Annotated in this window: 13 protein-coding genes; 4 read left to right on the top strand and 9 right to left on the bottom strand. The window is 73.1% G+C overall.

Annotation, left to right across the window (positions count from 1 at the left end):
• Positions 1 to 109: 109 nt before the first annotated feature.
• On the top strand, positions 110 to 1,006 hold the full coding sequence (locus L3K22_RS03140; RefSeq protein WP_062950660.1) for a DUF3097 domain-containing protein: 897 nt from the start codon (positions 110 to 112) through the stop codon (positions 1,004 to 1,006).
• A gap of 203 nt (positions 1,007 to 1,209) precedes the next feature.
• Entirely contained in the window at positions 1,210 to 2,133 is a 924-nt protein-coding gene (locus L3K22_RS03145) for a DUF4870 domain-containing protein (RefSeq protein ID WP_263310104.1), read from the top strand.
• 198 nt (positions 2,134 to 2,331) lie between these two features.
• Here the strand turns inward: L3K22_RS03145 and L3K22_RS03150 are convergent, their stop codons facing one another.
• The 6 genes from L3K22_RS03150 to L3K22_RS03175 form a co-directional block, all read right to left on the bottom strand.
• Positions 2,332 to 2,718, bottom strand: a complete 387-nt coding sequence (locus L3K22_RS03150) for an iron chaperone (RefSeq protein ID WP_263310105.1) — start codon at positions 2,716 to 2,718, stop codon at positions 2,332 to 2,334.
• Positions 2,719 to 2,854: 136 nt separating this feature from the next.
• Positions 2,855 to 4,012, bottom strand: a complete 1,158-nt coding sequence (gene hemW, locus L3K22_RS03155) for a radical SAM family heme chaperone HemW (RefSeq protein ID WP_263310106.1) — start codon at positions 4,010 to 4,012, stop codon at positions 2,855 to 2,857.
• Entirely contained in the window at positions 4,009 to 4,794 is a 786-nt protein-coding gene (locus tag L3K22_RS03160) for an MOSC domain-containing protein (RefSeq protein WP_263310107.1), read from the bottom strand. The genes hemW and L3K22_RS03160 overlap by 4 nt, the downstream gene beginning before the upstream one ends.
• On the bottom strand, positions 4,791 to 6,674 hold the full coding sequence (gene lepA, locus L3K22_RS03165) for a translation elongation factor 4 (RefSeq protein ID WP_263310108.1): 1,884 nt from the start codon (positions 6,672 to 6,674) through the stop codon (positions 4,791 to 4,793). The genes L3K22_RS03160 and lepA overlap by 4 nt, the downstream gene beginning before the upstream one ends.
• Positions 6,675 to 6,904: 230 nt before the next feature.
• Positions 6,905 to 7,822 (bottom strand): alpha-E domain-containing protein, encoded by a 918-nt coding sequence (locus tag L3K22_RS03170; RefSeq protein ID WP_263310109.1) that lies wholly within the window; start codon positions 7,820 to 7,822, stop codon positions 6,905 to 6,907.
• Positions 7,809 to 9,449, bottom strand: a complete 1,641-nt coding sequence (locus L3K22_RS03175; protein ID WP_263310110.1) for a circularly permuted type 2 ATP-grasp protein — start codon at positions 9,447 to 9,449, stop codon at positions 7,809 to 7,811. Before L3K22_RS03175 ends, L3K22_RS03170 begins: the two co-directional genes overlap by 14 nt.
• A 62-nt stretch (positions 9,450 to 9,511) precedes the next feature.
• Between L3K22_RS03175 and L3K22_RS03180 the strand changes: the two genes are divergently transcribed.
• Entirely contained in the window at positions 9,512 to 10,147 is a 636-nt protein-coding gene (locus L3K22_RS03180) for a type II toxin-antitoxin system PemK/MazF family toxin (protein ID WP_263310111.1), read from the top strand.
• Between the two features lie 362 nt (positions 10,148 to 10,509).
• The gene (gene rpsT / locus L3K22_RS03185) at positions 10,510 to 10,776 is read left to right on the top strand and encodes a 30S ribosomal protein S20 (protein WP_062950649.1); all 267 of its coding nucleotides are present in this window, start codon (positions 10,510 to 10,512) and stop codon (positions 10,774 to 10,776) included.
• 100 nt (positions 10,777 to 10,876) lie between these two features.
• Here the strand turns inward: rpsT and holA are convergent, their stop codons facing one another.
• The 3 genes from holA to L3K22_RS03200 form a co-directional block, all read right to left on the bottom strand.
• Positions 10,877 to 11,863, bottom strand: coding sequence for a DNA polymerase III subunit delta (holA, locus tag L3K22_RS03190; RefSeq protein ID WP_263310112.1), 987 nt, complete (start codon positions 11,861 to 11,863; stop codon positions 10,877 to 10,879).
• A gap of 65 nt (positions 11,864 to 11,928) precedes the next feature.
• Positions 11,929 to 14,295, bottom strand: a complete 2,367-nt coding sequence (locus L3K22_RS03195) for a ComEC/Rec2 family competence protein (RefSeq protein WP_263310113.1) — start codon at positions 14,293 to 14,295, stop codon at positions 11,929 to 11,931.
• Between the two features lie 28 nt (positions 14,296 to 14,323).
• A complete protein-coding gene (locus L3K22_RS03200; RefSeq protein WP_263310114.1) occupies positions 14,324 to 15,211 on the bottom strand; it encodes a ComEA family DNA-binding protein in 888 nt (295 codons plus the stop codon).
• Positions 15,212 to 15,240 lie beyond the last annotated feature (29 nt).

The following is a 15,240-nucleotide window of genomic DNA, read 5'->3' on the forward strand; positions in this document are numbered from 1 at the left end:
GGCGTCCCGGTGCCCGGGTCTCCCTGGACATTGGCACTCTCCCATGCCAAGTGCCAATCGTACGCGTCCGCGGCGTGCTTCGCAGGGAGGCGTTCGCCACGGGGCTACAGTGTCCGCCGTGTCCACCCCGCCTGCTCGCTTCCCCGACCGGTACGGCGCCGATGTGCTCTCCTCCGGTCCGCCCGCCCATCACCGCCGCCGCCCCGTCGGCCGCGAGGTCCCCGCGCAGCGCGACCTCGTCGTCGAGGAGGCCTCGACCGGCTTCACCGGCGCGATCACGCGCGTGGAGAAGACGGCCGGAGAGCTGATCGTCGAGCTGGAGGACGGCCGCGGCCGACGCCGCACCTTCCCGCTCGGGCCGGGCTTCATGATCGACGGGCAGCCCGTCGTCCTCACCCGCCCGCAGGCGGCGCAGAAGGCGCCCGTCCGCAAGCGCTCCGCCTCCGGCTCGGTGTACGTCGAGGGGGCGAAGGCGCGCACCGCACGTGCGTCGCGGATCTGGGTCGAGGGCACCCATGACGCGGAGCTGGTGCAGAAGGTGTGGGGCCACGACCTGCGGATCGAGGGCATCGTCGTCGAGCAGCTCGAGGGCGCCGACAACCTCGCAGAGCGCGTGCGCGAGTTCGGCCCCTCCCCCGGCCGCCGGCTCGGGATCCTGGTGGACCACCTGGTGAAGGGGTCGAAGGAGTCCCGCATCGCAGCCGAGGTGATGGCCCTGCCGGGCGCCCGGGGAAACGTCACCGTGCTCGGCCACCCCTACGTCGACGTGTGGCAGGCCGTGAAGCCCGCGCGCGTGGGGCTGAAGGAGTGGCCGCACATCCCCAGGGGGACGGACATCAAGGTCGGCTCCCTCGCCGCGCTCGGCTGGCCCCACGAGGACAAGGCCGACATCGGCCTGGGCTGGAAGCGGATCCTCTCCACGGTCCGCTCCTACGCCGACGTCGAGCCGACGCTCTCGGGGCGCATCGAGGAGCTCATCGACTTCGTCACCGTCGACCAGGGCTGACCGGGCCGCGGTACGGGACGGGGAGGCGAGCCGTCGATGCGCCTCTCGGCGCGGTGAGCGGCGACTCTCGCGAGCCCACCAGGGGGATATCCCCCAGCGGATGCGGCGGACCGCCGCGCTGACCGTGGGGTCTCCGGCTCGTTAGGGTGAACCCGTCACCCGAGACGACGGCCCCCGCGCCGACCGAGACGAAGAAGGATCCCATGAGCCAGACTCCGCATCCGCACGACCCGTACGGCACCGAGCCCGGCACCCCCGCCTCCGACTCGCTGCCCGAGCAGCCTGCCGCGCGCCCGGCCTCGGACCACCTCGACATCGACGCCCCTGCCGCCCCCGCGCCGCAGGAGCAGGGCAGCGCGACCTCGGACCCGGCAGAGCATCCCTACGATCCGTTCGCGCAGTCCGCTCCCAGCGCGCAGCCGGCCCCCGCCGCGCAGCATGATCCCTTCGCGCAGCAGGACCCCTACGCACAGCAGGGCTCCGCTCAGCAGGCGGATCCCTACGGGCAGTCCGCGAGCTCGGCCGCTCCGGCCGCAGCGCCGGCCTCCCCCTACGGGGCGCCCTCGCCGTCCCAGCCCTCCGCGCAGCCGGCCCACGCCCAGCAGCCGTACGGGCAGCAGCAGGCTCCGCATGCCCAGCAGCACGCTCCCTACGCCGCCCACGGACAGACCTCAGCCGGAGGAACCATGAACCCCGACCAGGCCCCCGCCCACGTCAAGGGCGTCTTCGACGGCCCGCTGATCGGCCAGCCCACCACCGAGTCCGACACGAAGCTCTGGGCGATGCTCGCGCAGCTCTCGGCGATCGTCGGCTACGTGATCGGCGCCGGCTTCCTCGGCTGGCTCGGCCCGCTGATCATCTTCCTGGTCTACAAGGACCGCAACCGCTTCGTCCGCTACAACGCGGCGGAGGCGCTGAACGCGGCGATCGCGACCCTGATCGTGGAGATCGCGCTCGCCATCGTCTTCACGATCATCACGGTCATCACCTTCGGCTTCGGCTCGGTGCTCTTCGCCCTCATCGGCGTCCCGGCGCTGGTCCACGTCGTCTTCGCCATCATCGGCGCGGTGAAGGCCTACCAGGGCGAGTGGTGGAACTACCCCGTCAACATCCGCCTCGTGAAGTGATCCGCATCCGCAGCAGCTGAGTCACGGCCGACGGCCGGATGCAGGAGCCCCCGGGAGTCGCTCCCGGGGGCTCCCGCATGTCGGGGCGCGGGCGGCCGATGCCGCGCGCCGGAACCGGATGCCGCGCGCCCGGGCCGGACGCCGTGGGCCAGGACTCGACACCGCGCGCAGGGTCCTGTCGCACGGCGCCGCGGCCCGTCACATCCAGTTCACGCCGTCCTGCTCGAACTCGGCGAGGCGGCGGCGCGCCATGCGCCGCAGCAGGTCCTCCGGCATCGGCGCGTCGTAGGGGAGCTTCACGCTGCCCTTGCCGGTCTCCAGCGCCTCGAGCTCGTCGGCGAAGGCCTCCTTCGCGCTCGGGGTGACGGTGAAGTTCGCGTGCGCCTTGTGGGCGCTGATGACGAGCAGGATCGTGCCGCGGGGGTGGACGAAGGCGGGGCTGCCCCATTTGATCGCCTCGGTCGCCTCGGGCAGCTCCTCGCGCACCAGGTTCCGCAGCTCGGCGAGCCGGGTGCGGGCCAGGTCCTCGAGGGCGCCTAGGTACTCGTCGATCGTCGTCGGCCGGGGTCCTGTCGGTGGCGTCATGCCGACAGTGTGCCCCTCGGTGATCCCTCGGACCAGTGGATCGACGACGAGAGAGCACGGCTGCCGGGGCGGCGAGCAGGAGGAGGTTCGAGCTCGACGGGCTCGGTCGTCGAGATCGTTCCGCGGCCGACGGGTCTCAGGGCACGAGGTCGCGGATCACCGCGTCGGCGAGCAGACGCCCCTCCCTGGTGAGGACCGCGCGGCCTGCGGCGAGGGCGTCGGGATCGAGGTGGCCCCGATCGCGGTGCACCTCGAGCATCGAGCGGTTCTGCTCGGGCACGACGTCGACGGCGAGGCCGTCGGCGATCCGCAGCTCGAGCATGATGCGCTCGACGAGCCGGTCCTCGGCGGCGACCTGCTCGCTGTCCGCGACGGGCAGTTCGGCGGAGGCGAGCATGCGCGCGTAGCGGCTGGGATGCTTCACGTTCCAGGAGCGCAGGCCGTCGCGGTGGCGGTGGGCGCCGGGTCCGATCCCCCACCAGTCCCCGCCCTTCCAGTAGGCGAGGTTGTGGCGGGAGCGGTGCTCGGGGGTGCGAGCGAAGTTGGAGACCTCGTACCAGGTCAGGCCCGCCTCGCGCGTGAGGTCGTCGACGAGCTCGTACTTGTCGGCCATGTCGTCGGGGTCGGGCGCCTCGATCTCGCCGCGTCGCAGCTGCCGGGCCATGGCGGTGTTGCCCTCGATGATCAGCGAGTAGGCGGAGAGGTGGTCGACCTCGCAGGCCAGGGCCGCGCGCACGGAGGCCTCGACGTCGGCGACGGTCTCCCCCGGCGTGCCGTAGATGAGGTCCAGGCTCACCTGCAGCCCGGCGTCCTTCGCCCACTGGACCACCTGCGGCACCCGCTCGGGGTCATGGGTGCGGTCCAGGGTCGCGAGCACCGACGGGATCGCGGACTGCATGCCGATCGAGACGCGGGTGATCCCGCCGTCGGCCAGGCGCGAGAGCGAGGCGCGGGTGACCGAGTCGGGGTTCGCCTCGGTGGTGACCTCGGCGCCGTCCGCGAGCGGGATCAGGGAGCGCAGGTGGTCGAGCATCCGCACCAGGTCGTCGGCGGGCAACAGGGTGGGGGTGCCGCCGCCGAAGAAGACGGTGGAGATCTGCTCGTACTCGTACCCGGCCGCGCGGTCCGCGGCGAGGGTCAGGTCCATCTCGGCCATGGCGTTGTCCGCGTACTCGGCCTGGGAGCCGCCGCCGCCCAGCTCGGCGTTCGTGTAGGTGTTGAAGTCGCAGTACCCGCAGCGCACGGCGCAGAACGGGACGTGGATGTAGGCGGAGAGGTCCTTCACGGCCGTCACAGCCCGAGACCGAGACCGAGGCCCCGTCCGGTGGAGCGCAGCCGGTCCGGGAAGTCCTCGCGCTCCCCCGCCCGGGCGAGCGTCTTCTGCGCGGCCCCGACGAGTGTCTCGTACAGCACGGTGCCGCTCGCCTCCGCCCAGTCGAGCAGGGCGCGGGCCTGCGCGGCGTCCAGTCCCCGGAAGGCGTCGACGATGGTCACGCCGTGGTCCGGCCGCTCGAGCACCTCGATCGCGTCGCCGGCGCGCACCTCGCCCTCGACGAGCACGCGGAAGTAGGCGCCGGCGCGGCCCTGGTCGGTGAAGGCGCGTCCCCAGCGGCGGTCCCCCATCCAGGCGGCGAAGGTGCCGCAGGGGTTGCGGGGGCAGGTCGCCTCGAGCTCGGCGCCGCCGATCCGCCAGCGCTCGCCGATCACGGCATGGTCGGTGTCCTGGCCGACGGTGGCGAGGTTCTCGCCGAAGAACCCGTCGGGCAGCTCGTGGCCGAGCGCGGCGGCGTAGGCCTCGCGCACCTCCCGGGAGTAGGCGTAGACGGCCTTGAAGATCCCGCCGTGGTGCTCACGGTCGCCCTGCACGTCGCCGAGCACGCCGTGGGTGAGCAGCGTGACGGGCCCGTCGGCCGGTCGCTTATCGATCCCGCTCATGAGGGAGCGCTCGCGCACCTCGAAGAGCTGGGCGACCGTGCACACCGCGCCGAGCCGGCCGCCGCCGGGTTCGAACGTGACCTCGAGCGGGTCGAGGCGGCGCGGGGCGGTCTCGGGCAGCGGGCCGGGCGCGGTGCTCACTTCTTCTTCTTCTCGTCCTTCGAGGGCTCGGCGGCGTCGGAGGAGAGCGCGGCGATGAAGGCTTCCTGCGGCACCTCGACGGAGCCGATGTTCTTCATGCGCTTCTTGCCCTCCTTCTGCTTCTCCAGCAGCTTGCGCTTGCGGGAGATGTCGCCTCCGTAGCACTTGGACAGCACGTCCTTGCGCATGGCGCGGATGTTCTCGCGGGCGATGATGCGCGAGCCGATCGCGGCCTGGATCGGGACCTCGAACTGCTGGCGCGGGATGAGCTTCTTGAGCTTGCCGGACATCTCCACGCCGTAGGAGTAGGCCTTGTCGCGGTGCACGATCGCGCTGAACGCGTCGACCGGCTCGCCCTGCAGGAGGATGTCGACCTTGACCAGGTCCGCAGTCTGCTCGCCGGAGACGTCGTAGTCCAGCGAGGCGTAGCCGCGGGTCTTGGACTTCAGCTGGTCGAAGAAGTCGAAGACGATCTCCGCCAGCGGCAGGGTGTAGCGCAGCTCGACACGGTCCTCGCTGAGGTAGTCCATGCCGCCGAGGGTGCCGCGCTTGGACTGGCACAGCTCCATCACCGCGCCGATGAACTCGCTGGGCACGAGGATCGTCGCCGAGGCGACGGGCTCGCTGATCTGGTTCACCTTCCCCTCGGGGAAGTCGGAGGGGTTCAGCACCTCGATCTCGGTGCCGTCCTCCATCACGACCTGGTAGACCACGGAGGGGGCGGTGGAGATGAGGTCGAGGTCGAACTCGCGCTCGAGCCGCTCGCGGATGATCTCCAGGTGCAGCAGGCCCAGGAAGCCGACGCGGAAGCCGAAGCCGAGGGCGGTGGAGGTCTCCGGCTCGTAGACGAGCGCGGCGTCGTTGAGCTTGAGCTTGTCCAGCGCATCGCGCAGCACGGGATAGTCGGAGCCGTCGATCGGGAACAGACCCGAGTAGACCATGGGCTTCGGGTCCGAGTAGCCGGCCAGCGGCTCGGTCGCGCCGCGCACCGAGGTGGTGATCGTGTCGCCCACCTTGGACTGGCGCACGTCCTTCACGCCGGTGATGAGGTAGCCGACCTCGCCCGGGCCGATGCCCTGGGTGGGGTGCGGCTCCGGGGAGCTCACGCCGATCTCGAGCAGCTCGTGGTGGGCGCCGGTGGACATCATGTCGATCCGGTCGCGGGCTTTGAGGAAGCCGTCGACGACGCGCACGTAGGTGACCACGCCGCGGTAGGTGTCGTAGACGGAGTCGAAGATCATCGCGCGGCAGGGGGCGTCGACCTGTCCCTCGGGGGCGGGGAGGGTGCGCACCACGTGGTCGAGCAGCTCGGGCACGCCCACGCCGGTCTTCCCGGACACGCGCAGCACCTCCTCGGGGTCCACGCCGACGAGCTGGCCGATCTCGGCCGCGTACTTCTCGGGCTCGGCGCCGGGCAGGTCGATCTTGTTCAGCACCGGGATGATGGTGAGGTCGTGCTCCATCGCGAGGTACAGGTTCGCGAGCGTCTGCGCCTCGATGCCCTGCGCGGCGTCGACCAGCAGGATCGCCCCCTCGCAGGCGGCGAGGGAGCGGGAGACCTCGTAGGTGAAGTCCACGTGCCCGGGGGTGTCGATCATGTTCAGGGCGTAGTTGACGCCCTCGACCTGCCAGGGCATGCGCACGGCCTGGCTCTTCACGGTGATGCCGCGCTCGCGCTCGATGTCCATCCGGTCGAGGTACTGGGCGCGCATGGCGCGCTCCTCGACGATCCCGGTGATCTGCAGCATCCGGTCGGCCAGCGTCGACTTGCCGTGGTCGATGTGGGCGATGATGCAGAAGTTGCGGAGCCGCTCCTGGGGCGTCGACGCGGGAGCGATGTCCCGTGCCTCATCGGCAGCGATCCTCGGGGTCACCGGCATTCGTCCTCTCGTCGATGGTGTGCCGGGCGCGCATGCGCCGGGCATCGGTCCATGGTCTCACGTGCTGCGCGCGCCGCAGCGTCCCGGGAACGGCCGACGGGCCGACGTCACAGCGGGGCCGATGGGATCGCCCGGCCGGGCCCCGTCCCGGAGGAGGGCAGCGGGCCGGGGAGTTCATCGCCCGTCGGCCTACCCCGCGCCGACCAGGCGCCGCCCGGTCCGCGGCGGGCTCAGGCGGCGGGGTGGAAGTAGGTGGTGCCCAGCGATCTCGTGACGGCGCCGGTGACGCGCTGGAGCTGCTCCATCTCGTCCTCGAAGTCCTCGGTGATGTCCTCGAGCTGGCGGAAGCGCAGGCTCGCGAGCGCGCGGCCGACGATCCTGCGGCCCGGCTCGGCGGTGCCGAGGCGGTCGAAGCTGTTGCCGTGGAGCTTGGCGAGGGTCTCGAGCGCCTCGTCGATCTCGCTGAGGCAGTACGCGGCCGAGCGCGGGAAGATCGAGTCCAGCAGCAGGAACTCGATCGCTCCGGAGACGCGCACGCGGCCGCGATAGGAGCGGATGTACGCCTCGTGCGCGCTGCAGGAGCGCAGCAGCAGCACGGTCGCCGCGTCGGAGGTGTCGGAGAGGTCGTGGGCCTGGAGGTTGCGGGCGAGCATGTCGACCCGTTCCAGCAGCTGGCCCACGCGCAGGAACAGCCATGCCTCGTCACGGGTCATCGACGCGTCCAGCAGGCCGTTGACCATGGCGCAGCGGTCCTTGGCGAACTGGAAGGCGCCGTGCATGCGGGAGGGCCGCACGACGCGGGGCATGCCGAGGGTGGCGGTGTTCAGCGACTCCCACACCTCCGTGGACAGCGCCTCGCGCACGCCGCGGGCGTTCTCCCGCGCGGCCTGGAGGGCGCCGGCGACGGAGGAGGGGTTCGCCCGGTCGGTGACCAGGCGCTCCAGCACCCGCTGCACCGTCAGGTCCTCGGCCGGCACGTCGGTGGCGCCGAAGATCCCGTACACGCCCGCGCAGGAGTCGACGGGATCGAGGGAGGCGTCCTCGGTGATCGACTGGAGCGACACGCCGAGGATGCGCGCGGTCTGGTCGGCCCGCTCCACGTAGCGGCCGATCCAGAACATCGCGTCGGCGATCCTACTGAGCATCATGGCGGTCCTCCTCCTCGCCGTCGGCCTCGATGATCGGGATGGCGGAGGTGACCGGGTCCGGCTCGACCTCCCGCTCCTCGCCGTGCTCCTCGCGGGGGTCGTCGAACTGGTCGCGCGTGTCGTCGGTCGGGTCCTCGATCCCCTCCTCGTCCTGGTCGGCGAGACCCGAGGCGGCGGCGCCGGGACGGCCGGCGGCGAGCACCCAGGTGTCCTTCGAGCCGCCGCCGCGGGAGGAGTTCACGATCATCTCCCCGCGCGGCAGGGCGACGCGGGTGAGCCCGCCGGGCAGCACCCATACGTCGTCGCCGCTGTTCAGGGCGAAGGGGCGCAGGTCCACGTGGCGGGGCTCCGGGCCCTCCTCCACGAGGGTGGGGATGGTGGAGAGCTGGACGACGGGCTGGGCGATCCAGCCGCGCGGATCGGCGCGCAGCCGCTTCCGCAGCGCGTCGAGCTCCTCGCGCGCGGCGGTGGGGCCGATGACGATGCCCTTGCCGCCGGAGCCGTCCACCGGCTTGACCACGAGCTCCTCGAGCCGGTCGAGCACCTCGACGAGGGAGTCGGGCTCCTCGAGCCGCCAGGTGTCGACGTTGGGGAGGATCGGCTCCTCGGAGAGGTAGTAGCGGATCAGGTCCGGGACGTAGGTGTAGGTCAGCTTGTCGTCGGCGATGCCGTTGCCGATGGCGTTGGCGACCACGACGTTGCCGGCGAGGACGGAGCGGACCAGGCCCGGCACGCCCAGCATCGAGTCGGGGCGGAACACCTCGGGGTCGAGGAAGTCGTCGTCGGTGCGTTTGTAGATCACGTCCACGCGGCGCAGACCCGCGGTGGTGCGCATGTAGATGCGATCGCCCCGCTCGACGAGGTCCGAGGCCTCCACCAGGTCGACGCCCATCGTGCGGGCGACCAGCGAGTGCTCGAAGTAGGCGCTGTTGTAGCGGCCGGGGGTCAGCACCACCACGGTCGCCTCTTCCCCCGCGGTGTCCGGCGCGGCGGCCTGCAGCGCGGCCAGCAGCCGGCCGGGGTACTCGCCGACGCGGCGCACGGGCCGGTCCGCGAACAGCTCGGGGAAGCCCTGCGCCATGGCGCGGCGGTTCGAGAGCACGTAGCTGACGCCGCTGGGGGTGCGGACGTTGTCCTCGAGCACCCGGAAGCCGCCGTCCCCGTCGCGGACCAGGTCGATGCCGGAGACGTGGAGGCGCACCCCGTTCGCCGGCCGGTAGCCGCGCACCGCGTCGACCACGTAGGTCGAGGAGGTGACGAGCTCCTCGGGGATCACGCCGTCGGCGATGGCGCGGCGGTCGGTGTAGACGTCGTCGAGGAAGGCCTCCAGGGCGCGGACGCGCTGGGCGACGCCGGCGGAGACCTCGGTCCACTCCTCGGCGTCGATCACCCGCGGGATCGCGTCGATCGGGAAGGGACGCTCCTCCCCCGCGTAGTCGAAGGTGACGCCCTGGTCGAGATAGCTGCGGGCGAGGGACTCGGAGCGGGAGCGGAACTCCTCCGGCCCCAGCCCGGCCAGCGCATCGTGCAGCGCCCGATAGGTGGGGCGCACGGTGCCGTCTGCGGCGAACATCTCGTCACCGTCCGCTCCGGTGCGGGAGCTGCGGAACAGCGAGGTGTCTGACATGCCTACCATTCTCACACCGACCTCCATCCCCTCGTGGGCGCTCCGCCCAGGAAGCGAGAACCATGTCGCTGCTCTCCCGGCTCGGCTCCGTCGCCCGTTCCCTCGCCCGCAATCCCTCGGTGCGCCGCGGCGCACGGGACCTCGGGCGCGCCGCGATCCGTTCCGTGCAGGAGCAGCGCGGCGGGTCCGGGCAGGGCTCCGGGCAGCACGACGGTGCTCGTCCCGAGTCCGACGGTCGAGGCCAGGCCGAGGGCGGCGCGCTCGCCGACCGCCGCCACGGCGTCCCGCTCGAGCTGGTCTACGCCCCGCGGGACGACGACCGTCCCGATCCGGGAGAGGTCGTGTGGGCGTGGGTCCATTACGAGGAGGACCTCTCCCAGGGCAAGGACCGTCCGGTGCTCGTGATCGCCGAGGAGGACGCCTCCGCCGGCGGGGCCGACGGGACGGGGACCGTGCTGGTGGCCCTGATGCTCACCTCCCGCGACCGCACCGAGCCCGGCGCGACCCGCACCGATGAGCACGGGGCGACCTGGGTGGACATCGGGGTCGGCGACTGGGACCGGCAGGGCCGCCCCTCGGAAGTGCGGGCCGACCGCCTGCTGCGCCTGGTCCCGGGGTCGGTGCGACGCGAGGGTGCGCGGCTGGACCGCGAGCGCTACGACCGGGTCGCGGAGGCGGTGCGCGCCGTCGCGCTGTGAGCGGCCGCCTCGCCGCCGGAGGTCGCGCGGGCTCTGCCTTCCGGGTGCGCGGCCTGCGCGGGCGCCGAGAAGCAGTTTGGGGCGCGCGTCACGGATCGGGAGACACGGCGCACATGAGCACCGGCCCGGGGACTGCCCTCTGTTAGCATCGCTCCTTGTATGTGTGACATACCGTTCGGTGTGCGCAGGGGTGTCCTCCCGAAGTGTCTCAGGGGACGGGCGGTTCGTGCGACCCGGGCGAGTACCCGTGGCAGCGACTCCGGTACCGACGTCTCCAGGCGAATCCCCACCGCCGTCCCCGTCGGCTCCGTTCCTCGGCAGTCCGGGATGATCCACCTCAGCAACACTGGAGAAGAGTCTTCGTGGCAAACATCAAGTCCCAGATCAAGCGCAACAAGACGAACGAGAAGGCTCGTCTGCGCAACCGCGCCGTCAAGTCGGAGCTCAAGACCTACACCCGCAAGGTGAAGGCCGCTGTCTCGACCGGCGATGCCGACGTGGCGAACGAGGCGCTGAAGTCCGCTTCGCGCAAGCTCGACAAGGCCGTCTCCAAGGGCGTCATCCACAAGAACCAGGCCGCGAACCGCAAGTCCGGTCTCGCCAAGCTGGTCGCCGGCGTCGCCAAGTGATCGTCGGTCCCTGACGGACCCCGCCCCTCCGGGGCATGAGGAGCCCGGTGCGCAGCGATGCGCACCGGGCTTCTTCATGTCCGGGGCGGACGAGCGGTGTTCAGCGGGCGCGGCGCGCCCGGCAGATCTCCATCACCATGCGCTGCACCGACCAGTGCGGGTCGCGGCCGGCGCCCTTGACCTCGTGGTCCGCGCGGGCCACGGCCTCGATCGCCCGGGCCAGGGAGCGGTCGTTCCAGCTCTTCGCCTCCCGGGAGAGGTTGCGCAGCATCCAGTCGGGCATGCCGAGGCTGCGCGGGGTCGCGTTCGGTGCGGACACCTTCGCCAGCGAGCGGACCTTCGAGGCGATCGCGGCGACGATCGGGACGGGGTCGGCGCCGGCGAGCTGCGCCTGCTGGAGCAGCTGCAGCGCGTCCTGCTCCTTGCCCGCGATCGCGGCGTCGGCGACGGCGAAAGCGGTGGACTCCACACGGCCGGAGGTCAGCGCGTGCACCTCCGCGACGGTCACCTGGGCGGGCTGCTCGCCCGGGTCGGGGGTGGTGTCCTCGATCAGCTGGCGACTGATCGCGGCGAGCTCGGCGAGATCGGTGCCGAAGGCGTCGACGAGGGCGACCAGAGCGTCGGGCTGGATGCGACGGCGGGCACGGGCGAACTCCGCGGCGACGAAGGCCTGCTTGTCGGCGGCGCGCTTGACGGGGCTCGCGTCCACGCGCGGCACTCCCGCCTTCTTCAGGGCGTCCAGGAGCTTCTTGCCGCGATTGCCGCCGCGGTGGACGAGCACGAGGGTGACGTCCTGCTCGGGAGCCTTCACGTAGTCGAGCAGCTCGAGGACGAGGGAGTCCGGGGCGGACTGCAGCTCGGGCACGACCACGAGGCGCGGCTCGCCGAACAGGGAGGGGCTCGCGACCTGGGCCAGGGCGCCGGGGCCGAGGGCCTCGCCGGAGAGGTCGTGGACCTCCACGGAGGGATCGGCCTCCTTGGCCAGGGCGCGCAGGCGCTGCACGGCCCGGTCGGCGATCAGACCCTCCGTGCCGTGGACGAGCACGATCGGTGCGAGGGCGACGCTGTGCCACTCGACATCGCTCACGGGAGCTCCTCACTGCTCAGGGGGACTGCACGATCCTAGCGGTCCAGGCCGACGCCCCGGTGCCGCTACCGCGCTGGCCCGACGCTCCGCGGCGCGGCGTCCTCGCCCGTGGGGAGCACGACGGTGCCGTGGACGTCGGTGCGCAGCACCTGGGCGCCGGTGCCGCGGACGAGGTCCAGCAGCTCGTCGGTGGGATGGCCGAAGGTGTTCTCCTGCCCCACCGGGACCAGCGCCAGGTCCGGGTCGAGCTGCTCGTAGAGCGGGGCGTGCTGGAAGCGGGAGCCGTGGTGGGCGACCTTGACGATGTCCGCCGGGCCCGGCTCGGTCGCGGCGAGCTGCTCCTGCGCGGCGGGTTCGAGGTCGCCGAGCGTCACCAGGCGCGCCCCGTCGGCCCAGCGCACCTCGAGCGCGATCGAGCAGTCGTTCGCAGCGTCCCCCTCCCCCGACCCCTGCTCGGCGGCGCTCGCCCGTTCGGCGGCCTCCGCCGAGTCCGGCCACAGCACCGTCAAGGCGAGGCCGTCCTGCTCGAAGCCGGTGCCGGTGGTCGCGACCTCGACGGGCGCTCCCGGGACGACGTCGGCCGTGGCGGTCGGCAGCGGGCAGACCCACTGCGCCGCCGGGGTGCGCGCCCCGGTCAGGGCGTCCCTCCCGCCGGTGTGGTCGGCGTGCGGGTGGGTGAGGACCAGCAGGTCGATATCCGGCACCTGGAGCAGGTCGAGGCAGGCGTCCAGCGCTGCAGGGTCGGGGCCGGTGTCCACCAGGACCGTCGGCCCGTCCCGGACGGCGTCGGCGGGGCGCAGCAGCAGCGCGTCGCCCTGTCCGACCGCGCACAGCGCGAGGCTCCAGCCGGGGGTGCTGCGCACCGGCAGCATCCGCCCGATGCCGGGGGCGAGCGCGATGACGAGCACCACCGCGGTGGCCCAGCGGACGGCGGGACGGCGCCTCCCCGCGACGGCGAGACCGGCGATCAGGAGCACGGCGATCGCGCCGAGCACGCCGGTGGTCCCGTCGGGCACGGCGATGCGGGATCCGGGCAGGGCGTCGGCGGTGCGGGCGATCAGGAGCACCAGATGGGCCCCTCCTGCGGCGATCCCGTACAGCACCGCGGCCCCGCCGGGCCAGAGCACTCCGAGCACGAGCGCGACGAGGCCCAGCACGGTCGAGGGGCCGACGAGCGGGCCGACGAGCATGTTCACGGGCACGGCCCAGGCGGAGACCTCGGGAGTCAGCAGGATTAGCACAGGCGTGCAGGCGGCCTGGGCGACGAGCGGCACGGCGAGCACGAGCGCAGCCGTCCGGCCGATCCGTCCGCCGCTCATCTGCTCGAGCGCGCGGGCGAGCGGCGGTGCCGCGAGCAGGATCGCCGCGGTCGCGAGGGCGGAGAGCAGGAAGCCGATCGAGGCGGCGGTGACGGGGTCGAGCACGGACCACAGCGCGACGGTGAGGGCGAGCGCCGCGACCGGGGAGGCGCGCACGCCGGCGAACCGTGCGGCGAGCAGTGGTGCGGCCATGGTCGCGGCGCGCTGCACGCTCGGCTCGTCGCCGACCAGCCACACGTAGCCCGCGACCACGGCGGCGGCGATCAGCAGGCGGGGACGGCGGCGCACCCCGGCCAGCAGCAGCGGACCGAGCACGGCGGCGAGGACGAGGGCGATGTTCGCTCCGCTGACGGCCACCAGATGCGAGATCCCGGCGCGGCGCATGATCTCCTCGGTCTGCTCCCCCATGCCGCTGGTGTCCCCGGTGGTCATGCCGCGCACGAGCGCGGCCTCGTCGGGCGGGAGATGAGCGGTGGCGTCGCGGGCGATCTGCCGCAGGCGGTGCCGGGCCTCCTGGCCCGGCCCGACACCGCCCGACGCCTCCTGCGCGGGACCGACCTCCGTGGCGCGCAGGACCAGCAGCGAGGCATCGCCCGAGACCCGTCCCCGCGCATGGACGGGCTCCCCGTCGCGGATCCGGGCGAGTCCCTCCGCAGCCTCGCCGTCGGCGCGCACGAGCACGGGCACGGCGGCTGTGAGCTGCTGCTGCGTCCGCCCGATCCGTGCCGGACCCGGCTCGGTGCGGGCCATCATCTGCAGACCGGTGCGGGACCATTCCGGGCCGCCGCTCGGCGGTGCGGGGTCGCTTCCCGCGATCACGGTGAGCTCGACGACGAGCCCCTCGGCGGCGGCCTCGCCGAGCACGTCGGCGGTGCCGTCGTGGCGGTGCAGCGCCGGGACCAGGAGGCTCCCGGCGAGGAGCACCAGTGCGAGGTGGGCGAGGATGGTGCGCGCGCCGCGTGCGGGCCCGAGCAGGGTCAGGGCGGTCAGGGCGAGGGAGACCAGCACGGCCCCGGCGGCGATCGCGGCGGCGCCGCCGGCGGTCACTCCGAGCACCGCGAGCGCCCAGACGCAGGTCGCGCCGGGCAGCAGGCGCAGATCCGCGCGGGTCATGTCCGCTCCTCGCTCCGGGCCGGCGCGCTCACACCGTCGCCCTGTCGCGCATCTTCTCGAGGGTGGCGGGACCGATCCCGGAGACCTCCTCGAGCTGGTCGACGCTCTCGAAGGGCCCGTTCTGCTCGCGGTGGTCCACGATGCGCTGCGCGATCGCGGGGCCGACGCCGGGCAGCTCGTCGAGCTCGGCGACGCTCGCGGTGTTCAGGTCGATCAGGCCGCCGACCTCTCCCCCGCCGCCCGCCGTCCCGTCTCCGGCACCGGCGTCGCCCGCGGGCGGAGCGTCCGCGGCGGGCGCCGGGGCGGCGACGGCCGACGGCTCCTCCCCCGGGACGGGCACGTGGATCTGCTCGCCGTCGACGACGGGGCGGGCGAGGTTCACGGAGGCGAGCTCCGCGTCCCCGGTCGCGCCGCCGGCGGCGCGCAGCGCGTCGTCGACCCGGGCGCCGGGCGGGAGGCGGACCACGCCGGGAGAGGCGACGGCGCCGGAGACGTGGACGACGAGCTCGGTCGGGGCGGAGGAGGCGGTGGCGGCGGGGTCCCCCGAGGACTCGGCTCGGTCCCCGGTCGTCCCGTCGCCTCCCTCGAGGTCACCGTCATCGTCGGCGCCCTCGGCCCCGTCCGATCCCTCGCCGTCGGCGCCGCCCTCCGGGCCGGCCGCCTCGCCCTCCGTGACCGTCACCCCGGCAGGCTCCTCCTGCGGGATCGCCGAGCCGGTGCCGGAGAGGTGGATGACCCCGGCGCCGATCAGCACCAGCACCGCGATGCCGATCAGCGCGGAGGCCGGCGGGGCGGGGAAGGGCAGTCGACGTCGCGGCCGCTCGGCGGTGTGGTCGCGTCGGCGGATCAGCGGCTGCCCGGTGCGGCGATGCCGTGCCGCGGTGCCGCGCTCCTCGGTCCCAGGTGGTGCTCCCATGCCCGCGAACCTAGGCGCGCGGGGCGGGC

Source organism: Brachybacterium atlanticum, from assembly GCF_025669985.1.
Taxonomy (GTDB): Bacteria; Actinomycetota; Actinomycetes; order Actinomycetales; family Dermabacteraceae; genus Brachybacterium; species Brachybacterium conglomeratum.

Coding starts and splice junctions, on each gene's coding strand:
- L3K22_RS03145 (WP_263310104.1), top strand. CDS start 1,210: ATGAGCCAGACTCCGCATCCGCACGACCCGTACGGCACCGAGCCCGGC.
- L3K22_RS03150 (WP_263310105.1), bottom strand. CDS start 2,718: ATGACGCCACCGACAGGACCCCGGCCGACGACGATCGACGAGTACCTA.
- lepA (WP_263310108.1), bottom strand. CDS start 6,674: ATGCCGGTGACCCCGAGGATCGCTGCCGATGAGGCACGGGACATCGCT.
- L3K22_RS03170 (WP_263310109.1), bottom strand. CDS start 7,822: ATGATGCTCAGTAGGATCGCCGACGCGATGTTCTGGATCGGCCGCTAC.
- L3K22_RS03175 (WP_263310110.1), bottom strand. CDS start 9,449: ATGTCAGACACCTCGCTGTTCCGCAGCTCCCGCACCGGAGCGGACGGT.
- L3K22_RS03180 (WP_263310111.1), top strand. CDS start 9,512: ATGTCGCTGCTCTCCCGGCTCGGCTCCGTCGCCCGTTCCCTCGCCCGC.
- L3K22_RS03195 (WP_263310113.1), bottom strand. CDS start 14,295: ATGACCCGCGCGGATCTGCGCCTGCTGCCCGGCGCGACCTGCGTCTGG.
- L3K22_RS03200 (WP_263310114.1), bottom strand. CDS start 15,211: ATGGGAGCACCACCTGGGACCGAGGAGCGCGGCACCGCGGCACGGCAT.